This window comes from Flavobacterium sp. NRK F7, from assembly GCF_024054195.1.
Lineage (GTDB): Bacteria > Bacteroidota > Bacteroidia > Flavobacteriales > Flavobacteriaceae > Flavobacterium.
Genome location: NZ_JAMXLB010000001.1, coordinates 2,359,303 through 2,380,869 on the forward strand (window position 1 = coordinate 2,359,303; position 21,567 = coordinate 2,380,869).

A 21,567-nucleotide genomic window follows, 5' to 3' on the forward strand; every position below is an offset into this window, starting at 1 on the left:
AATGTTTATAATAACCATTTTCTAAATGCTCTTTTACTAGTGAGTCTTTTTTTATCCAATGCGTTTTTATGAGTTTTTCTTTTTTGTCATAATATTTTATTGTTCTATTAGGAAACGAATCAATAACTTCAATTTCACTAAACTTATTGCTATTATCGTAAAAATATGTGAGCTTCCCCTTTTTGTATTCAAAGCTTGAATTTGGGGTTATTTTCTGCCAATAACCTTTTCATCCATCTTCTTCATAAAAAAGATAATTGGAATTTCTGTATTTGTTGTCGTTAATATTTTCAGAACATGAGACAAGAATTATGAAAAATAGAAGTGAGAATAATATTTGTTTTATCATGTTGGGTTTTAAATACAAAAAATAAGAAGTGATGGATTTTTGTTACTTATGTTGACAAATATAACGAAAAGTCTGAAAGAAAAAAACCTGACTTCGAAGAAGAAAGTTTGTATAAGGACCGTTCCATTAAACACACAAACTCCAGTTTTTTAAAACCGTTGTTATGCACTCGTTTTTATTCAGTTTTACATTTACAACAGGTAGATAGGCTTGTTTTTATTTTAATACACAACATTAACTGATATAATTCCAAATGTTTTTCTTTTTGCTTACTTCTATAAAGGCTTTTCGGAGGGCTTCATGAACTGGTTTTTCCATCGTAGCATCCTCTTTGAGAAGTTGGATTGCTTTATGTCGGGCCAATTGTAGAATTTCTTTGTCTTTTACAATGTCTGCAATTTGTAAATTTAAGACACCACTTTGCTGTTTTCCCATGATATCACCGGGACCACGTAATTTCAAATCCACTTCTGAAATCTCAAATCCGTCATTGGTACGCACCATCGTTTCCATTCTAATTTTACTGTCTTCACTTAGTTTAAAACCCGTCATTAAAATACAATAACTTTGTTCGGCACCACGACCCACGCGACCCCGCAACTGATGCAACTGAGACAATCCGAAACGTTCTGCACTTTCAATCACCATAACCGATGCATTGGGTACATTAACACCCACTTCAATCACCGTTGTAGCTACCATGATATTGGTTTTACCCGCTGCAAAACGACGCATTTCTTCTTCTTTATCGGCTGGTTTCATTTGGCCGTGAACAATAGAAATGGAATAGTGCGGCAAAGGAAAATCTCTTGAAATGCTTTCATAACCGTCCATTAAATCTTTATAGTCCATTTTTTCTGATTCTTGAATTAATGGATAAACGATATAGACTTGTCTGCCTTTGGCTATTTCATCTTTTAAAAAACGCCAAACTTTCAAGCGATTACTATCATACCGATGTACGGTTTGAATGGGTTTTCGACCAGCAGGTAATTCATCAATAACCGAAATATCTAAATCCCCATACAAACTCATGGCAAGTGTGCGTGGAATAGGTGTAGCGGTCATGACTAAAATATGCGGTGGAATAGTGGCTCCACCAACCTCCCCAGAAGGGAGGCTTTGCAATACGTGTTCAATTCTATTTAAAACAGCTGTAGTATTTCCAATTACTTCTTCATTAGTAAATCTAATTACTTTGAATCCTAATTCATTTAATATTTCTGTTCTTAATTCATCAGCTTCTTTTTGCTCTTGTAATTGATGATAACCACCATCAACTTCTATAATCAAATTCTTTTCAAGATTGACGAAGTCAACAATAAAAATATCTATAATATGTTGTCGTCTAAATTTATAATTCAATTTTTTATTTCTCAAAAATTCCCAAAGTATAGATTCAGCTTGTGTAGCTTTCTTTTTATTGTTAATTTTTCTTTCTTTTAATAATGCATAAGCTGAGGGTCTAGCAGTTTGGTACTTTTGTAGCACTTTTTCTACTTCCTTCCTTTGGAAGGATTGAGGTAGGCTCCCTTTTTTCCATAATTTGCTACGTTGTTCCACTCCAAAACGATGTTGTTCGTCTATAATGGCTAAACCAAGGTTCTTAAAAACTACTTTATCTTCTAGTAACGCATGTGTACCAATGAGGATGTCTAAAGAACCGTTTTCAAGTGCTTCATGAATTACTTTACGTTCTTTTGTTTTGGTTGATCCTGTTAAAATTTGGATATTGATATTTAAGTTTTTCGCTAATTCGGTTAAACCAATGTAATGTTGGGTAGCTAAAATTTCAGTAGGAGCCATCAAACAACTTTGAAAGCCGTTATCTTTTGCCATAAGCATACAAAGTAAGGCCACAATCGTTTTTCCCGAACCTACATCACCTTGTAGCAAACGATTCATTTGTGCATTACTACCAAGGTCGTTACGTATTTCTTTAATAACTCTTTTTTGAGCATTGGTTAGTTCGAAAGGCAAATGATTGTTGTAAAAATTGGTAAAGTTTTCTCCAATAGTTTTAAAAGGCAGGCCTTTAATTTTATGCTTGCGAATGAGGTTTTTGGTTATCAATTGCAATTGAATGAAAAATAATTCTTCAAATTTCAATCGAAATTGTGCTTTGGATAATAAATCCTGGTTTTTCGGAAAGTGAATATTAAATAAGGCTTCTTTTTTAGAAAGTAATTTTAATTCGTCAAGTAAATAATTCGGTAAGGTTTCAGAAAAAAGCACATGCGTTTCAATAAAGAGCTGTTGCATGAGTTTGTTAATCACTCGATTTGAAATCCCTTTGTTGGCTAATTTTTCTGTACTTGGGTAAACGGGTTGCATAGCCGATCGCAAACTTGCTTTATGTTCAGCTAGAAGCTCCATTTCAGGATGTGCCATATTAAACGTACTTCCAAACTGAGTCACTTTTCCAAAAATGACATAAACTTCATTTAGTTTTAAACTTTCTCTGATCCATTTATGCCCTTGAAACCAAACCAATTCCATTTCACCGGTATCATCAATAAAGGTAGCCACTAAGCGTTTGCCTCTTTTTTGTTCTACTGTTTTAATATGGATGATTTTTCCAATAATTTGAACTTCAGAGTTGTTATTTTGTAATTGATTGATTTTAAAATAGCGCGTTCGGTCGATGTATCGATTTGGGAACAAATGAATTAAATCACCATATTTATGAATATTGAGTTCCTTTCGAAGTAAATCGCCTCGATTAGGACCCACTCCTTTTAAGTATTCAATAGGTGTTTCTAATAAATTCATGTTTACTGGCAATGTCAATATCAAAAATCAAATTCAATTTAAACTTCAGAAAAGAGATTAAGATTTAAATTTCTGATTTCTATAATCAAAAGCGAAGATAAAGCATAATTTAAGAATAATAAAATGTAACATTTATATTCATACTTTAAAAACAGGTAAAAATACCTATATGTGATTTTTTTAGATGTTCTATTTTTATACCAGTAAATTTTCATGCTCTAACAGACAAATAAGGCATTATGGAAACTAGTAAAAATACAACCTGTACTTGTAATTCTTCTTCTTGTCCGAATCAAAAGAAGTTACAATGGCATATTTTTAGAAAAGCATGGCGAGCTATTCCAAGCTTTATAGTAAGTATTCTGATTGCTTTCTTTCCTAAATGCCCTGTTTGTTGGGCGATTTACATGAGTATGCTAGGGAGTATAGGTATTACTGAAATGCCTTACATGCAATGGTTATTACCTGTTTTTATTATTTTCTTAGCCATACATCTCGGATTGTTGTTTCGAAAAATACCCACAAGAGGATATGGCCCTTTTCTTATGAGTATTATAGGTTTTTGTATTATGATTCCAAGTAAATTGGTTTTTAATTTACCAGAGTGGATAACCTTATTTGGAATGTCTTTTGTGTTGATTGGGTCTTTATGGAATAACTTTAAGACGCCTTACCCTAATTTTATAAAACAGAATTTGTCGTATAAAAATTAAAACTAACTTTTTTTGAGAAATATCATTTAGAAATTATAGATAGTTTTTTGCCAACTAAATGATAGCATATCCAGATTTTCGTATTGAAAATCTGGATTTATTTTATTTACTAGGAGTGATTGCAATCCTTTTTAAGTCTGTATTTAAAACTTTTAAGTTTTGATTGGCTTCCATTTTTGTGCTTTTGTCTACATTTGGATTTAGCAATACTTTATAATTAACCGCCATTTCTTGTTTTAAATTATCAATTTCTGTAATTCTTTCTTCAGTAGAATTTGCAATGGTTAAAGTAGCTTTTATGCTGTCTAAAGCCTTGTTTTGTTTGTCTATAATTTCCTGCATGGCATTTTGAATGGAGTCTTCGTTCGTTTTAGGAGTTGAAATTAAATCTTCTATTTCAGCTGCATTTTGAGCAATTTCATTTGTAATTTCTTCATTACTATTATTCGAAAGCTGGGTAACACTTTCATGTAATTTTGCATTTTGATTGAAAAGTGGTAAGGAAATGAAACCGTTTACAAGGACCATGAAAATGGTCATTAGCATAAAACGCCAAATCATTTTAATGATTAAAGGTCTGGGTTCCTGTTCTCTTTTTTGTTCTGCTCTTAAGAGAAAAAAGGTAAGCAATACCAGTAGAAAGCTAAAGCCACTCATACCGTAGCCAAGAATTTTTAGAACGTCTAAATTTTCAAACATAATACTTGTTTTTATAGTTGTATAGATTGTACAAAGGTCGTACAGAATTATTTGAAAAAGATAAGGAAAAAACAGGTATTTACATGAGGTTTTTCCTCAAATTTATTCTATTTCTTTACTAATTTTTTGAATTAGCTCTTCCGCAATAGGGGTATTCATGGTTTTTAGCTGTGCTAGAAGCAGTTTTTTTTCAGCTAGGGTAAGTTGGGGTTCTGGTTTTACAAATTGTTCCGGATTGGCTTCTTTAAAAAACAACTGGTCAGTCCATTCATTTCGAATGCCATCTATCACTAAATGAATACGATCATGTGTTCCTTTATTGGCTACAGCATGCGTAAAATTGGCATCGATATACCAACATTCTCCTTCTTTCATGATCAAACGCTCATTATCCAAAATAAATTCAACATTTGGATTAGTAATCACGGGAATGTGAATTCTGAAAACCCCATCTTCATAACCCAAACAATTATCGGTATGCGGTTTAATGTAGGCACCTGCTGCTAAACGTAAGAGACGTGCTGTTGTTTTTTCAAATAAAAACGAATCTATGACATCTTTAAGATACGTACAAGAAGTTGTTATTTCAGTGTAGCTCACTTTTTCGTTACCAATGTGTATCGCGTTGATATTCTCAGATTTTCCACCTTGAGAAAGCAACGCAATAGAAGACCAATCGCCATCATAATCATTGGCATTGTAATGATTGATCCATTTTTGAGTAAGAATGGTTTGTACTTCTTGTTGTAATTTCTCAACATCAAAAGTAAAAGGGAATCGGATATGTTTGACCAGATTTTCCATGATTACTTTCTAATCCATTCTATCATGTGAGGGAATGGTTGTACATTATTTTCTACCGCTTTTTCTGGTCCATAGGTTAAACCAAACCATTCTAATAAGGGTAAACCAATGAAATTATTTTCTTTGTAGGATTGAATCAACCATTCTGAACTTCCTTTATAACCATTGGAATGAAAAACAATATCTAGTGGTATTTCTAAATGAATGGCTGCAGCATACGACCAAAGCATTGCGCCAATTTCATCTCCTTGTGTTGGCCATTCTTGAGGCATATTTGGGGTGCCAATTTTTTCTCGATCTTCAGCAGTGGTAACCGCTAAATGTCCGGCTTCATGTAAAATATCACCAGGATATAATAGTTTGTTGTAATCAATTTCAATTCCTTTATTAGAGAGCGCTAATCCTGGTAAAAAAGTATCATTTGTAAGTTCTTTTTCCAAAAGAGAGATGCCTATTTCGGACAAAAAAGAAGTAATTTTTTCAAGAGTAGCTTCCATAATTGTTTATATTAAATCACAATACCAAAATCCATATGTATAAGGTGAATCTTCCGTTTTACAAACATCGTTTGAAGAAGAGTTAGTAGGTTCATATTTTCGATACACAATTTCACCTAATTCAAAGGGAACGGGTTTTGAGAAGATAGGACCGTCAAATGTAAAGGTATGAAATTCTCCGTTTTCACCACAAGGATCTACATTAGGAGGTAAATCATTGATGAAATTTTCATCGATAACGCGACCAACAAATTCTTTACCTAAATATTTTTCGTTGACACAAACAATAATCGTTTTAAAACCCAGTTCAAGAAATTCCTCAATTAGAGCTTTCGTATCTTTTTTCCATAAAGGAAATACTCCTGTAAAGTTGGCCAAAGCCAATTTATCTTCTCTGTATTTTCGTAAATCTTCTAAGAAAATGTCTCCAAAAATAGAGTAATCAATTCCTTTTTCTTTAAATTCTAGCAAAGTCTTACGCATGACATCATCATAGATTTCCATGGTTGGCATTTCTGGAATCATCATTTTGGTTAAGGGTAAACCAATAAGCTCAGCTTGCTTTTCCAGTAGTTCAATACGCACACCATGCATGGAAATGCGTTGGTATTGCGAATTCACACTCGTAAGTAATGTTATTACTTCGTATTCGTTTTCTTGAAGGATTTTATATAAAGTTAAGGCCGAATCTTTGCCACTGCTCCAGTTAAAAATAGCTTTCTTTTTCAATTTTGGTATAATTATAGTGTAAACTTACAAAAATCGATACATTATTGCACTAAGCTTTGTAAATTTGAAACAATTAATCTGAATCATGAAATACTTCTATATCTTATTTTTTACTTTTTCGTTGGTAGCCCAACAAACCAAAAAAGTTGATTTTATACAATGTGATGCTTTGGTTCAACCAGATTTTTCAGAAAAAACAATAAAAGGAAAAGTAACTTATACCTTTGAGGTTTTAAGTGCGATAGATACAATTAGAATGGATGCTATTCGTATTGATTTTAAAGATGTTATAATTAATAATAAAGAAGTTGCCTATAAAAATTCTGGTAAAGAATTGTTACTTTTTGAAGGTTTTACCAAAGGAAAAAATACTGTTTCGTTTAGCTATGAAGCAAAACCTAAACAAACCTTATATTTTACTGGAGCAGGAGAAGATTTACAAATTTGGACACAAGGTCAAGGTAAAAATACGAGTCATTGGTTACCTAGTTTTGATGATGTAAATGAAAAAGTGATTTTTAATATAGCAATTGAATTTGATAAGGATTTTGAAGTTTTATCAAATGGAATGCTTCATTCAATAGTAGAATATCCTCCTTTGTCTTCAAGTAATAAGCTTTGGGAATACAAAATGCAAAAACCCATGTCTTCCTATTTAGTAATGCTTGCCATTGGTAACTTTGAAAAACAAACCACAAGGACAAAATCAGGTTCCACTTTAGAATTTTATTTGTATAAAAAGGATGTTGCGAAATTTGAACCAACCTTTCGTTATTCTAAACAAATGTTTGAGTTTTTAGAAAAAGAAATAGGAGTGAAGTACCCTTGGGAAGTATACCGACAAGTTCCAGTGAGAGATTTTCTATACGCAGGAATGGAAAATACCACTTCCACGATTTTTTCACAGGATTTTGTAGTAGATTCCATCGGTTTCAATGATAAAAACTATTTAAATGTTAATGCACACGAGTTGGCACATCAATGGTTTGGGGATTTAATTACCGCAAAGGAAAGTAAACATCATTGGTTGCAAGAAGGCTTTGCTACGTATTATGCTTTGTTAGCTGAAAAAGATGTTTTTGGAGACGATTATTTTTACAATCAGTTGTACCAATCTGCATTGGAATTAAAGCAAGCCAATACCTATGATAGCATTCCTATTTTAAATGAAAAGGCGAGTTCGTTAACCTTTTACAAAAAAGGTGCTTGGGCTTTGCATGTTTTAAGAATGAATGTTGGAGCAAAAAACTTTCAGAAAGCCGTTCAAAATTATTTGAAAAAGTATGCATTTCAAAATGTAACTACTGATGATTTTTTAGCAGAAATACAGAAAGTATCTCGTTATGATGTGGCTTCTTTTAAAAAGAATTGGCTAGAAAATCCCACATTTAATTTAGAAAAAGCGATTGGTTATTTGATACAAAACGAATCGGTCAATCAATTGGTTGAATTTGGTAAAACCAATAAACATTTATCGAATGAAGCTTTGTTTGATAAATTTAAAACCATGATTCAATCCAAGGTGTGTTATACAGTGAAACAAGAAATCGTGTATGAAACGCAAAACTTAACAGAAGCACAGCAATTGGAAATCTTAAAATTAGCTTTAGAAACAAATGATATTAAAGTTAGACAAGCCGTTGCAGAAGTATTATCTCGCATACCTTTATCTTTTAAAAATGACTTTGAAACCTTATTAAATGACGCCTCTTATATCACTAAAGAGATTGCTTTATTTCGATTGTGGACTAATTTTGAAGATGATCGAGATCGTTTAGTTGCGATGTCTAAAGATTGGACAGGTTTGAATTACAATTTGAAATTAGCACATTTAACATTAGCCATTGTGGGCTCCAATGATGATGCAGCAGCGCGAGAAAAAGCGGTTCAAGAATTAGAAACCTATACGCAACTGCCTTATGAAGCTTCTGTTCGCGAACCCGCATTAGAAACGTTAATCAAACTGGGTAAAATATCGGATGTAGTTTTAGAACAATTGATTGATGCTTCATTACACCATAAATGGCAATTTGTAAAATTTGCTAAGGATAACATTAGAGTTTTAATATCTAATGACGAGTTTAGAGAAAAATTTATACTTTTAAAGGATAAATTGAATCCAACACAAAGAGAACGAATCGATTATTTTTTAAAGGAAACAGCATAAATGAGAGCACTAGTTATATCAGGAGGAGGAAGCAAAGGAGCCTTTGCTGGAGGCGTAGCACAATATTTAATTGAAGATTTACACAAAGATTATGATTTGTATCTTGGAACGTCTACAGGTAGTTTATTAGTTTCTCATTTAGCGTTGCAAAAAGTAGAAAAAATTAAAGAAATATATACTTCGGTAAACCAAAATAGTATTTTCAGTAATTGTCCGTTTATTATTAAAAAAAGATACGGTGAAGATACTATTGCAATTAATCATTTTAACGTTTTTCGAAATTTTATGAAAGGATCTAAAACGTTTGGTGAAAGTAAAAACTTAAAAAAATTAATTCGTAAAGTATTTACAGAAGAGGAGTTTGAAGAATTAAAAGGAGGTCCAAAAGAAATTATTGTTACGGTTTCCAATTTGTCTTTAAATATTGTGGAATACAAATCTATAAATGATTTTAGTTATGATGATTTTTGTGATTGGATTTGGATTTCCTGTAATTATATACCTTTTATGTCTTTGGTTAGAAAGAATAGTTTTGAATATGCGGATGGTGGTTTTGCTTCAATGATTCCTATTGAAGAAGCCATTAAAAGAGGTGCAACCCATGTAGATGCTATTATTTTACAAAGTGAAACCAATTTATACAATCGAATGCCGGCTCGTGGTCCTTTTGGGTTATTAAGTAATCTTTTTGCTTTTATGATGGATCGCATTGAATATCAAAACATTAAAATTGGTAAATACGAGGCGAAATTAAATAACGCGACCATCAATTTTTATTTTACACCCACATTATTAACTACAAATTCATTGGTTTTCAATAAAAAACAAATGTTGGAATGGTGGAAAATTGGTTACGAATATGCCAAAACCAAAGAAATTGACCGTCAGGAAATTCCTGATGAAGAATAAATCATTTTCCATTCTATTTCACAACTTAGGGAAAACCCTAGATTTTAAAATCTAGGTTTAATCCTATTCCATGGCTTTATTAGTTTTCTCAACTTGCAATAGTAAAAAAAATACTATTCCTTATGAGAACACAAATTTTATTCAAAACACAACTTGTATTGATAATTTTATTATCATTTCAATTTGGGATTGCCCAAAACATCCAAGTTAAAAGTACACCTGATGAACCAGGGGAAAGAAAAGCATCGTCTATTGTAAAATTATTAGGTATTCCTTTAAATAATGTTTCTGTTTCAGTCGTTTATGGAACCGATTCTTTAGAAGTAAAAAATGCTTTTATACTTAATAAAAAGAATCCTTCTAAATATTTTGAGACCAAAGCCAGTCTTAAAGATTTAAAAAATGGAACTGTTGAAGCTACTGTCATATTTCCTCATTCAGGTTTAGAACCAAAACCAAGAGAAAAGATTTTTGCATATGGAACTAAAGTCTATTTTTCATGGGCAAGAACTCATATTCCAAATGGAGCAACAGAAGAACTTACCATTAATAGTCCAGTGAGTAGTTTTGTAATGCCAAGACCTTTAACAATAGCTTATATGGGAGATTCTTATGCTTCTGGTGAAGGTGGTAAAGGGGATGAGCCATGGGAAAATGACGCTTGTCATCGTTCCAATAATAGTGGAGGTGTTTTAGCAATAAAAAAACTAATTGCTGAAAGAAAAGATGTAGCCTTTGATTATGTGAATACAACTTGTAGTGGAGCAAGAGTAATTGACTTTTTTTTAGTAGCACAACCTGTTGATCCTAGCAAAAATGCAACCAAACAAGATAAGCAATTGGATATTGTTAAAAGTTGGTTATCAAGAAAAAAATATGACGGTTTAGATATTTTACTTGCTGATGGTGGCGGTAATGATATTGGTTTTGGAAACCTTGTTGGTAGCGGCTTATTATCTTTTTTTAGAGAGTTAAGAACCGACAAAGCTCTTAACCAAGAATTAAATACAGCGCTCGATAATTTACCAGATGTTTATGAATCATTCATGAATTTTTTGAATGCAGAAATAACTCCTTCAAAAATTGTTTGGATGAATTATCCCAATCCTTTAATTGGTGAAGGAGATAGACTATGTTATCAACATCCGAGTGCATGCTGGGGAATCCTAGAAAATCAAATTGCCAATGAAGATTGGGAATTTATAAACAATAATATATTTAAAAAATTAAATGATAGAGTAGCGGAAGCGGCAACCCTTCATGGTTGGGATTTAGTAGATGTCTCTAAAAAAGCAAACGGTTTTGGAGTTTGTAATTGTGAAGGATATTTTAATACACTTGGCCAATCCATAATGAGACAAGGTGATGAAAGAGGGACTTTTCATCCAAATGTAAGGGGATTCAAAGTAATTTATAAAGAAGCTATATATAAAAAATTAGATGCAAATGTAGATGCCATTTTTAAAGACAGAAAAATGTTAGCAATTAAGAAAGCGAAGGAAGCTGCCAAAGCAAGAATAAAATTGCAAAATAATAAGAAAAAAGAACTGACTTTGATTAATAATCAATCCAATTTTTCAGATAAAATAAAACCATTAAAGAAAGTTTCTTTAGAATAAAATAATTTTAAAATCCTTAAAAATGAGAGCATCAATAATATATATTGGTATTATATCAATATTCATGTCTTGTCAAAATGCAACACAAGCACAAATGGAAGGGAATTACACAGGAGAAATAAATGGAGCTATCATTACGCTGTCTTTACAAAAGCAAAGTAAAGATATGTATGTAGGAACCATGCAAGATGAGCAACAAACGTATGTTATAACAGCCCAAAAAGAAGGGAATTGCTTAAAAGGAAATGCAGTAGAGAACAATCTTCAAATCAATATTATTGTTTCGGGTTGCTTGCAAAATAATCAAATTGATATGAGTTTTGATTTTAGTAATGTGGGTTTAGCACAAACTCAAAATGTAGTTTTTACCAAAAATGGAAGTCAAAATGCTACAGTAGTATCTAATCCAAAAACAGCAACAACACAAAAGAGTTCTAATACGGAAAGAGATTTAAATGTTGTGGGAGTTTGGAAACAAGAACAATTGTATAATTCAGGTTCTGGAGATGGTTTTTTTGGAGGTAGTTTTACGCAAAAAGTAGTTTTCTACACTGATGGCGGAATAGCAGATGGAGGAAGTCAAGCTACTATGAGTGGAAGTGATTATTCCGGAAGTTCCTCTTCAGGTTATGGCAATAAAGCACCAGGTGTAAGTTGGTCCACAAAAAACAAACATTTATTCATTACGGTAACACAAAATGGACAAACTCAAACCGTTGATGTGGGCAAATACTACGTAGAAAATGGAAAGATGCTGATTACCAGTCAAAATGGAGCTAAAACTTTATTATTAAAAGTACAATAAAAGATGTTCAAATTTAAATCAAATATCATGAAAAATAATCTCTTTCTATTTTTAAGTATTCTTTCAATCTTTTTAAGTTGTAGTAAAGATGATTCTAACGATGTATCCAATCTAAATCCAGATGTTTTTGATTTAGTTGCTATAGCTGATGGAGCAACAAATGTGACTTTAAATCCTACTTTTATTTGGGAACCTGCAATTGATCCAGAAGGTTTTAATGTAACTTATGATTTGCTTATGGGAACATCAATAAATGACTTGCAACCAATAGTTACCAATATTAACGGAACCACTTTTACCACTTCAGAAAGGTTGCCTTTATCGGAAAATTTATTTTGGAGTATTAAAGCCAAAGATAATTTAGGAGCAGAAACACAAGCTAGTAGTGTCTTTAATTTTACAACAAGAAACTTGACAAATGGCACTTTAGGTTTAAATGGTTTTACACTTTTAAATGAACACACGACTCTAGTTTTTCAAGATAAACTTTGGATATTAGGAGGAGAAGATAATGGCGTTCGCAATTCTTCTGATGGTGTGAACTGGACAGTAATTAATGCTAGTCCGCCTTTTGGTAGTAGAAAAAATCATTCATCCGTAGTATTTGATAATAAAATGTGGATCATTGGTGGGAAAACAAACACTACTAATAGTAAGAATGATGTATGGTTTTCTACGGATGGAGTTACTTGGACACAAGCAACTGCAGCAGCAGCATTTTCCATTCGTCAAGGCCATTCCTCTGTTGTTTTTGATAATAAAATGTGGGTAATTGGAGGACATCTAAATCCGTCACAATCTATACATGATGTTTGGTTTTCAACAGATGGAATTACTTGGTTACCTGCTACGAATAATGCTAATATTGCCTTTAAACAAGAGCATACAACAGTAGTTTTTAATAATAAAATGTACATGGTTAACGGAAATGAAGTTAGAAGCTCAACAAATGGAGCCACTTGGCAATTAGAAACAACTGAAACTAATTTTGGTAATCGTTCTCGTCATCAACTCGTGGTTTATGATAATAAAATTTGGTTAATAGGAGGTTTTGCAACTATTGATCGAAACGATGTTTGGTTTTCAAAAGACGGGATTAATTGGACTAGAAATGTAGAAAGTGCTAACTTTAACGATAGATCAGATCATACAGCAACTGCTTTTAAAGATAAAATTTGGGTTATTGGAGGATTGAAACTGTTTGCATCTGATTCAGAACGACCAAATAATGGTATTTGGTTCTTGGATTAATTGTATAAATATCATTGTGCTATTTTCACTTGAGCACAATGATATTTTATTTATTTTTACTTAAAATCAATTTATGCTTTTCTTTTTATGGTATGCTGCATTGTCTTATCTGATATTATTTACAATTATCAGCGGATGCATCTATTGGTATACTAAAGAAAAGAGCTTTAAATATTATGTTTTTTATAGTACTTTTTTGTTAGCCTACTTAAGTACTAAAGACGAACGAATTTATATTCCTTTATCAAAAATAATTGATTCAGATATTCTCTTACATTATAATTGGTTAATACAAGTAGTATTCTATAGTTTCTACTTTATTTTTGCCTTATACTTTTTAGATTTTCAAAAATTTTTGCCGAAGGTTTTTAAAAAGGTGCGCCTATTTTTATTTGCCGTAATTGGTTTATTCTTAGTATTTGCAATCGTATCGATACATTATCATCTATATTCTTTGTTTTTTTCACTTTTTACCTATTTGTATTTACCAATTGTCTTGTTACTTTTTTTCTATTTTTTTCCATTAGCCTTGAAACATTCCGATAAACATAAATATTTTTTATTAACAGGTATAATCGCTTATATTGTTTTTGCATTAATTGCTTTTATCTTAAGTTATCATCAATTGCATGATTACCAACCCTTGCAGTATTTTATCATTGGAATTATTATTGAAACTTTTTGTTTTAGTTTAGGGTTAGCCTACAAAATAAAGTTGATAAATGATGAAAGTGTCAAACAAAAGAACGAACAATTAAAAACCAGTCACCAACTTGAAATCACAAAATTAAACGCACTTATTGAGGGAGAAGAAAAGGAAAGAAATCGAATTGCTCAAGATTTACATGATGGCATTAATGGCGATTTATCAGCGATTAAATTTCAACTGATGGCATTTAAAAATAAGTTGGCAAATGATGTTGGTAAAGAAAATTTAGATAAAAGTATCGCTATGATAGATACTACTTGTGAGCAAGTAAGAACTATTTCACATAATCTTACTCCATATACCATTTCACAATATGGATTATCTGTTGCATTGGAACAATTTTGTAATAAAATGAATCATTCTGCTTTATTAATCGATTATCAATGGTTTGGAGATGAATTGGTCTTACCAAAAAATATGGAAACCAGTTTGTATCGAATTGTTCAAGAATTGGTACAAAATGCTATTAAACATGCAAAAGCGAAAGAAATTTTGGTCTATTGTAATAATTTAGAGGAATTCTTAAATATTACCATTGAAGATGACGGAATTGGTTTTGACGAAAATAAACAAAGCAAAGGAATTGGGCTTATTAACATAGAAAAAAGAGTAAATTATCTTAACGCTAAAATGGAGATTGAAAGTTCAAATCAAGGAACCACTATTTTAATTAGTATACCATTAAAAACAAACAATTATGATTTCAATAGCCATAACAGATGATCATGCCATGATTATTGAAGGTTTAAAAGCCATGTTTCAACAAGACCAACACTATAATATAACCGCTTCATATACTTCTATTGAAGAAACGTTACAGCATATTTATCTAGATAATCCAGATATATTATTGTTAGATATTAATCTAAAAGATGGAAATGGAACAGTAGCGTGTAAAGAGATTTTAAAATTAGTTCCTAAACTAAAAATTATTGCTTTAACTAGTTTTGAAGATATTAACTTAGTTCGGTTGATGCTTCGAAATGGTGCCAAAGGTTACTTATTAAAAAACACGTCTTCTGAAGAAATCATAAAAGCCATTAATATGGTTATGGAGGATGAAATTTTTTTGCCCAAAGAATTGAAAAATCAAATTTTAAGCGAAACTATTGGAATAGATAAAAAACAAGATTTTTTACCTAAAATTACCCGTAGAGAAAAAGAAGTTTTAGAATTAATTGTTCAAGAATTTACAACGGATGAAATTGCAGAAAAACTTTTTGTGACTCATAAAGCTATTGAAGCACATCGAAGTAACTTGATACAAAAACTCAACGTTAGAAATACCGCAGGATTAGTTAAAATTGCCATAGAAAAAGGATTGGTTTAAAAAAAATAGGGTTAGGGGTAACAATTTTGTTTGGTAATGTATCTGTATATATAAAACTTTAAAAAAACAGATATCATGAAAAATTTAAAAACTAGATTAGGTTTATTCTTTGTTTTTTCACTTCTATTGATGAGTTGTGAAACCAATGATGATGCTTATGTTCCAGAAGAAAATGAGGAGACAACCATAAATTATGATTTTGGAACGACCGTTTCCAAAGATTTTATGGGACAAATTATGGACGAAGACAAAAATCCTATTTTTAATGCAACTGTAAAAATTGGTTCCTCTCAAGCTTTAACAGATGCCAATGGAATTTTTATCATAAAAAATGCATCCGTAAAATCCAATTTTGCCTATATCAAAGCAACTAAAACAGGATATTTAACAGGTTCAAGAACAGTGATTCCTACTTCAGGAGTAAATCATGTAAAAATCATGTTATTAAGTGCAACTGTTGTAGGTTCAGTAAATTCTGGTACTACAGGAAACGTAGCACTACCCAATGGAGCTAAAGTTAATTTTGACGGTAATTTTAAGCATGAAGACGGAACAGCTTACAACGGAAATGTGAATGTTGTCATGCATCATTTAGATCCTTCAGATGAAGATATAGATGCAAAAATGCCAGGATCATTATTAGCTTCTAATGCAAATGGAGACGCAAAAGTATTGGAAACCTTTGGAATGGTAAACGTCGAATTACAAGGTTCTGCTGGTGAAAAATTGCAATTATCAGGAACAGCATCCATTGAAATGCCAATCGATCCTGCCCAAGCTGCAAATGCACCTAGTATTATTCCGTTATGGCATTTTGATGAAGAAGCAGGATATTGGGTTGAATCAGGTTCAGCAACTAAGCTTGGAAATAAATATGTGGGAAATGTTACTCACTTTTCTTGGTGGAATTGCGATGCACAGTTTCCAACGGTTAATTTATGTTTAACTATTGTGAATCCTAATAATCAACCTATCGCAAATGTAGAAGTACAATTGGTTCCAAACAATCAAACGTATCCTCGAACAGGAATTAGTAATAGTAATGGTGAAATTTGTGGTTTAGTTCCAGCAAACCAAACGTTAACCATGAATATATTCGACAATTGTGGTAATCTAATAAGTACGTCTCAAATAGGACCTTTTGCCGTAAATACGGTTTTACCAAATATTGTTTTAACAGCCGGAATGGTACAACAAACTACTGTAGTAGGTACTTTGGTACAATGTAATAATGCTGTTGTAACGGATGGTTATGTTTTATTGCATTACGGAAATCAAACTTTAGTAGCTGATGTTACCAATGGCGATTTTGAATTTAATACTTTAGTTTGTAGTAGTAACGATTCTTTTACGCTTGAAGCTTACGATTATACAAATCTACAAACTTCAGGAGAAATAGCATATACGTTTACTACACCGGTAACAAATATTGGTAACTTAATTGCTTGTACAGCAGTAAATGAGTATGTTACATACCAAATTGATAACAACCCTGTGCAATACTTAATTGGTCCTATCCAAGCAGGCTATTCGCCAAATGGATTATCAATTAGTGTACAAGGAAATGGAACGACTACGAATGGGTTCTACTTGTGGGGAAATAATAATGTACCTGGAATTTATACTACGAGTACGTATCAATTGGAAGGTGGCGACTTTAATTATATTGGCCAACAAACCACCAATACTGTTTCTTTTAATTTAAGTAATTTTGGAGCCGTTGGAGAATATATTGATATGACTTTTAGTGGGACTTATGAAGATGCTACAACAAACACAACGCATTCCATAACTGGTGTAATACATGTTATTAGAGATAACTAATAGTTTATAAACACATGAAAAAGAAAATAAAAATCCCGAAGTAATTCGGGATTTTGTATTTAAAAAACAGTCTTTAATTCTTCTTTAATATAACTGATGGCAACATTACTTGGTGCTTCACTTTCTGTCAATTCTATTAAGATGGCTTCACGCAATTTTTCAGCATTAGCTACTTCTTCAGAAATCGATTTCTGACGTATCATTTGAATCGTTGAGTTTTTGGCTTTATTAATTACATCCCAAGTAGTTGCCGTAATATAAATTTGTTGTGTCAAATTATGTTCAAATTCAGTTTGAATGGTATGAATCAATAGGGTAGCATAGTCATTCTTATCTGTATTTGGTGGACTAACTCGTAATAATAATTGTGCAGGGTTAATTCGTTCTAACAACAAAACCAAACGTTCATAGGCTTGTAAGCGAATAGGCAAAGCTTGTTTCTGGTTTTCTTTTAATAATTCAAAACGTCTTCTGCTTTCTTCACTTTTAAAAAAAGAATAAAATAAAAAATAAGCCACACCACCTGTAATTAAGGCTGGTAGCGTGTAAAAAGCTAATTCAATAAGTTTTGTACTATCCATAATTATAAATTTTCAATCACAAAGAAAATATTAAAAAAATCAAAAAGCAAATGAGAGGGCTATTAATATTTGAAATGTTTTTTAAACTGTTTTTGAGAAATAGGAGCACTCAAAATTAGTTTTTAAGAAGAATTGTCCCGCTATCCGTTCTATCTTTTTTATTTTTTGATCTATAAGGTAAAAAAATAAAAATGTATAAAAATAAAAAAGGATGTCACTTTTATCGGGGCTAAAATACACTTGTTTCGAATCCATACACATCATGTAAATACTATTTTAAAAATAAATGATACTCACTAAAAAAGGGCTGAAATAAATGCAACTATTTGGTTATTACTAAATTATTTAAATTTCAATTTTTGAATTTCAAGTTGATTATTGCATTGGAAAACCCTATTTTTGTAGATTAGTAAAAACTATAAAATTATCGTGATACAAAATATAATTTCTCAATTAAACGAAGCGCAACAAGCTCCTGTTTTACAAAAGGATGGCCCTATGATTGTAATTGCAGGTGCAGGATCAGGAAAAACGAGAGTACTAACAGTTCGGATAGCTAATTTGATGAGTCAAGGGGTGGATGCTTTCAATATTTTAGCGTTAACTTTTACGAATAAAGCAGCGAGAGAAATGAAAAAGCGTATTGCTGATATTGTGGGAAACAATGAAGCAAAAAACCTTTGGATGGGAACTTTCCACTCTGTTTTTGCAAAAATTTTAAGAATTGAATCTGAAAAATTAGGATATCCTTCTAACTTTACCATTTATGATACGCAAGATTCGGTACGCTTAATTGGTGCAATTATCAAAGAAATGCAATTGGATAAAGATATTTATAAACCGAAACAAATTTTAGGTAGAATCTCATCCTATAAAAATTCTTTAATAACGGTTAAAGCCTATTTTAATAATTCCGATTTGCAAGAAGCGGATGCAATGAGCAAAAAGCCAAGAATGGGTGAAATTTATCAGCAATATGTGGAGCGTTGTTTCAAATCAGGAGCCATGGATTTTGACGATTTATTGTTGAAAACGAATGAATTGTTAAATCGCTTTCCTGATGTATTAGCGAAATACCAAGATCGTTTTCGCTATATTTTAGTTGACGAGTATCAAGATACGAACCATTCTCAATATTTAATTGTAAGAGCTTTATCCGATCGTTTTCAAAATATATGTGTTGTAGGTGATGATGCCCAAAGTATTTATGCATTCCGCGGAGCTAATATTAATAACATTCTGAACTTCCAAAAAGATTATGACAATGTGCGTATGTATCGTTTGGAACAAAATTACCGTTCTTCTAAAAATATAGTGGAAGCAGCGAATAATGTGATTGATAAAAACAAAACGAAATTAGATAAAGTAGTTTGGACAGCTAATGAAGATGGTCCAAAAATTAAAGTACATCGCAGTGTAACAGATAGTGAAGAAGGTCGATTTGTCGCTTCTACTATTTTTGAACAAAAGATGCAAAATCAATTGTCCAACAGTAGTTTTGCAGTTTTATATCGTACCAATGCGCAATCGCGTTCCATTGAAGATGCCTTACGAAAAAGAGATATTCCGTATCGAATATATGGGGGTTTATCATTCTACCAAAGGAAAGAAATTAAAGACGTTTTGGCTTACTTACGTTTAGTTATCAATCCTAAAGACGAAGAAGCTTTAGTACGTGTAATTAATTATCCTGCTCGTGGTATTGGAAATTCAACAGTTGAAAAACTAACGGTAGCGGCAAATCATTTTAAGCGTTCTATTTTTGAAGTCATGGAGCATATCGATAAAATTGATTTAAGACTAAATTCGGGAACAAAAACAAAGCTGCAAGATTTTGTAACCATGATTAAGAGTTTTCAAGTCATTAACGAAAATCAGGATGCCTTTTATTTAACGGAACATATTACTAAAAAGACAGGTTTAGTTCAAGAATTAAAAAAAGATGGAACTCCAGAAGGAATTACACGTATAGAAAATATTGAAGAGCTTTTAAACGGTATTAAAGATTTTACGGAAGGTCAAAAAGAAGTTGATGGGGCAAGAGGTGCTTTGGCGGAATTTTTAGAAGATGTCGCTTTGGCAACCGATTTAGATAAGGATACTGGAGATGATGATCGTGTCGCTTTAATGACCATTCACTTAGCAAAAGGTCTCGAGTTTCCACATGTCTTTATTGTAGGTTTAGAAGAAGACCTGTTCCCAAGTGCGATGAGTTTAAATACAAGAAGCGAACTAGAAGAAGAAAGACGTTTGTTCTATGTGGCTTTAACCAGAGCCGAACATCAAGCTTATTTAACATATGCTCAATCTCGTTATAGATGGGGAAAACTTGTGGATAGCGAGCCTTCTCGTTTTATAGAAGAAATTAATGATTCCTATTTAGAATATTTGAACCCTGTAGACCATGGCGGATATCGTTACAAACCACAAATGGATATTGATATTTTTGGAGATATAGATAAATCTAAACTACGATTGTCTAAACCTGTTTCAAGTGCACCACCAGCTTATTTGAATACTGAAGCGAATAATAAGTCAAATATTCGTAAATTGAAACCTGTTTCGGGTATTAAAACACAAAGTAATACTAATTTATTTGATTCGAATTTAGTGGTTGGCAATATAGTGATGCACGAACGATTTGGTAAAGGACAAATTATGAGCATAGAAGGAGTAGGTGCAGATAAAAAAGCTGAAATAAAATTTGATGTGGGTGGTTTGAAAAAATTACTACTAAAATTTGCCAAACTTCAGGTAATAGGATAACTCATGCCTTTTGATGAAAATACATATTTGCGAATTAAGAAGTTGCTTATTCTAAAGGGAATAGAATTTGTAGATAAAAAAATGTTTGGAGGTATCGCTTTTATGCTAAATGATAAGATGTGTTTTGGTGTTATGAAAGAGCAAATTATGCTAAGAGTTTTAGACGAAAATTACGAAGCATTATTACATAAAAATCATTTTCATACAATGGATTTCACAGGAAAAATAATGAAAGGCTTTCTTTTAATAGATCAAGAAGCTTTTGTAAGTGATTTGGCGTTATCTGAAATACTAGACTATGGAATTGAATTTTCTATAAAAGGAGTTTTAAAAAGTAAAAAAAATAAATAACAAACACAAATGGCCGAATTCATAAGAATATACGAGGACAAACCCAGCGAAGCGGCAATACAAAAAGTGGTAAATGTATTACGTGACGGAGGCTTAGTCATTTATCCAACAGACACCGTTTATGGATTAGGCTGTGATATTACTAATTCAAGAGCTTTGGAACGAATAGCAAGACTTAAGGGGATAAAACTCGAAAAAGCAAACTTTTCTTTTGTATGCAGTGATTTAAGTAATATTTCTGACTATATCAAACAAATAGATACGGCCACTTTTAAAATTTTAAAAAGAGCTTTACCTGGACCGTATACCTTTATTCTACCTGGAAATAATGAACTACCAAAAGAATTTCGTAAAAAGAAAACGGTTGGTATTCGTGTTCCTAATAATAATATTGCACTTCAAATTGTAAGTAAATTAGGGAACCCAATTGTTTCTACTTCGATCCGTGATGAAGATGAAGTTTTAGAATATTCTACTGATCCAGAGCTTATTTTTGAAAAATGGCAAAATAAAGTCGATTTAGTTATTGATGGAGGTTACGGTGATAATGTAGCTTCAACTATTATAGACTTGTCAGGCTACGAACCAGAAGTCATTCGTGAAGGAAAGGGTAGCTTGGATATTTTATAATGATGAAAGTAAATTGTATTTTTCTATTTCTTTTTTTTAACAGTTGCTTTGTTTTTTCTCAA

At 31.8% G+C, this 21,567-nt stretch carries 18 protein-coding genes; 12 read left to right on the forward strand and 6 right to left on the reverse strand.

The window, feature by feature from the left end; translation table 11 throughout:
• Positions 1–583: 583 nt before the first annotated feature.
• Complete coding sequence (locus tag NHF47_RS10620; RefSeq protein ID WP_252764896.1) at positions 584–3,121, reverse strand: DUF559 domain-containing protein; 2,538 nt, start codon at positions 3,119–3,121, stop codon at positions 584–586.
• A 239-nt stretch (positions 3,122–3,360) separates the two neighbouring features.
• Here NHF47_RS10620 and NHF47_RS10625 point away from each other — a divergent pair, with 239 nt between their 5' ends.
• On the forward strand, positions 3,361–3,834 hold the full coding sequence (locus NHF47_RS10625; protein ID WP_252764897.1) for a hypothetical protein: 474 nt from the start codon (positions 3,361–3,363) through the stop codon (positions 3,832–3,834).
• 102 nt (positions 3,835–3,936) lie between these two features.
• Here the strand turns inward: NHF47_RS10625 and NHF47_RS10630 are convergent, their stop codons facing one another.
• The 4 genes from NHF47_RS10630 to NHF47_RS10645 form a co-directional block, all read right to left on the reverse strand.
• Positions 3,937–4,533 carry a hypothetical protein gene (locus NHF47_RS10630; protein ID WP_252764898.1) on the reverse strand — a complete coding sequence of 199 codons (597 nt, stop codon included), beginning with the start codon at positions 4,531–4,533 and terminating at the stop codon, positions 3,937–3,939.
• 102 nt (positions 4,534–4,635) lie between these two features.
• Positions 4,636–5,337: an aspartyl/asparaginyl beta-hydroxylase domain-containing protein gene (locus NHF47_RS10635; RefSeq protein ID WP_252764899.1), complete on the reverse strand. Its 702-nt coding sequence runs from the start codon at positions 5,335–5,337 to the stop codon at positions 4,636–4,638.
• A gap of 2 nt (positions 5,338–5,339) precedes the next feature.
• A complete protein-coding gene (locus tag NHF47_RS10640; protein WP_252764900.1) occupies positions 5,340–5,834 on the reverse strand; it encodes a hypothetical protein in 495 nt (164 codons plus the stop codon).
• Between the two features lie 6 nt (positions 5,835–5,840).
• A complete protein-coding gene (locus tag NHF47_RS10645) occupies positions 5,841–6,563 on the reverse strand; it encodes a diphthine--ammonia ligase (protein ID WP_252764901.1) in 723 nt (240 codons plus the stop codon).
• Positions 6,564–6,648: 85 nt separating this feature from the next.
• On the opposite strand from NHF47_RS10645, the gene NHF47_RS10650 reads away from it, so the two are divergent.
• From NHF47_RS10650 to NHF47_RS10685, 8 genes are all read left to right on the forward strand, one after another.
• Complete coding sequence (locus NHF47_RS10650) at positions 6,649–8,730, forward strand: M1 family metallopeptidase (RefSeq protein ID WP_252764902.1); 2,082 nt, start codon at positions 6,649–6,651, stop codon at positions 8,728–8,730.
• Complete coding sequence (locus tag NHF47_RS10655; RefSeq protein WP_252764903.1) at positions 8,731–9,639, forward strand: patatin family protein; 909 nt, start codon at positions 8,731–8,733, stop codon at positions 9,637–9,639.
• Between the two features lie 122 nt (positions 9,640–9,761).
• A complete protein-coding gene (locus NHF47_RS10660; protein WP_252764904.1) occupies positions 9,762–11,258 on the forward strand; it encodes a GDSL-type esterase/lipase family protein in 1,497 nt (498 codons plus the stop codon).
• Positions 11,259–11,280: 22 nt separating this feature from the next.
• Positions 11,281–12,063, forward strand: coding sequence for a hypothetical protein (locus NHF47_RS10665; RefSeq protein ID WP_252764905.1), 783 nt, complete (start codon positions 11,281–11,283; stop codon positions 12,061–12,063).
• Positions 12,064–12,090: 27 nt separating this feature from the next.
• Positions 12,091–13,314, forward strand: coding sequence for a hypothetical protein (locus NHF47_RS10670; protein WP_252764906.1), 1,224 nt, complete (start codon positions 12,091–12,093; stop codon positions 13,312–13,314).
• A gap of 73 nt (positions 13,315–13,387) precedes the next feature.
• Complete coding sequence (locus NHF47_RS10675; RefSeq protein WP_252764907.1) at positions 13,388–14,746, forward strand: sensor histidine kinase; 1,359 nt, start codon at positions 13,388–13,390, stop codon at positions 14,744–14,746.
• Positions 14,721–15,353, forward strand: a complete 633-nt coding sequence (locus NHF47_RS10680; protein WP_252764908.1) for a response regulator transcription factor — start codon at positions 14,721–14,723, stop codon at positions 15,351–15,353. Before NHF47_RS10675 ends, NHF47_RS10680 begins: the two co-directional genes overlap by 26 nt.
• Before the next feature lie 75 nt (positions 15,354–15,428).
• A complete protein-coding gene (locus NHF47_RS10685; protein WP_252764909.1) occupies positions 15,429–17,177 on the forward strand; it encodes a hypothetical protein in 1,749 nt (582 codons plus the stop codon).
• Between the two features lie 59 nt (positions 17,178–17,236).
• On the opposite strand, the gene NHF47_RS10690 is transcribed toward NHF47_RS10685, so the two are convergent.
• Complete coding sequence (locus NHF47_RS10690) at positions 17,237–17,758, reverse strand: hypothetical protein (protein WP_252764910.1); 522 nt, start codon at positions 17,756–17,758, stop codon at positions 17,237–17,239.
• A gap of 432 nt (positions 17,759–18,190) precedes the next feature.
• On the opposite strand from NHF47_RS10690, the gene NHF47_RS10695 reads away from it, so the two are divergent.
• From NHF47_RS10695 to NHF47_RS10705, 3 genes are read left to right on the forward strand one after another with little or no spacing between them, the layout of a single operon-like run.
• Positions 18,191–20,524 (forward strand): ATP-dependent helicase, encoded by a 2,334-nt coding sequence (locus NHF47_RS10695; protein ID WP_252766088.1) that lies wholly within the window; start codon positions 18,191–18,193, stop codon positions 20,522–20,524.
• Between the two features lie 3 nt (positions 20,525–20,527).
• A complete protein-coding gene (locus tag NHF47_RS10700) occupies positions 20,528–20,875 on the forward strand; it encodes a TfoX/Sxy family protein (protein WP_252764911.1) in 348 nt (115 codons plus the stop codon).
• Between the two features lie 9 nt (positions 20,876–20,884).
• Positions 20,885–21,505, forward strand: a complete 621-nt coding sequence (locus tag NHF47_RS10705; RefSeq protein WP_252764912.1) for an L-threonylcarbamoyladenylate synthase — start codon at positions 20,885–20,887, stop codon at positions 21,503–21,505.
• Positions 21,506–21,567: the final 62 nt, after the last annotated feature.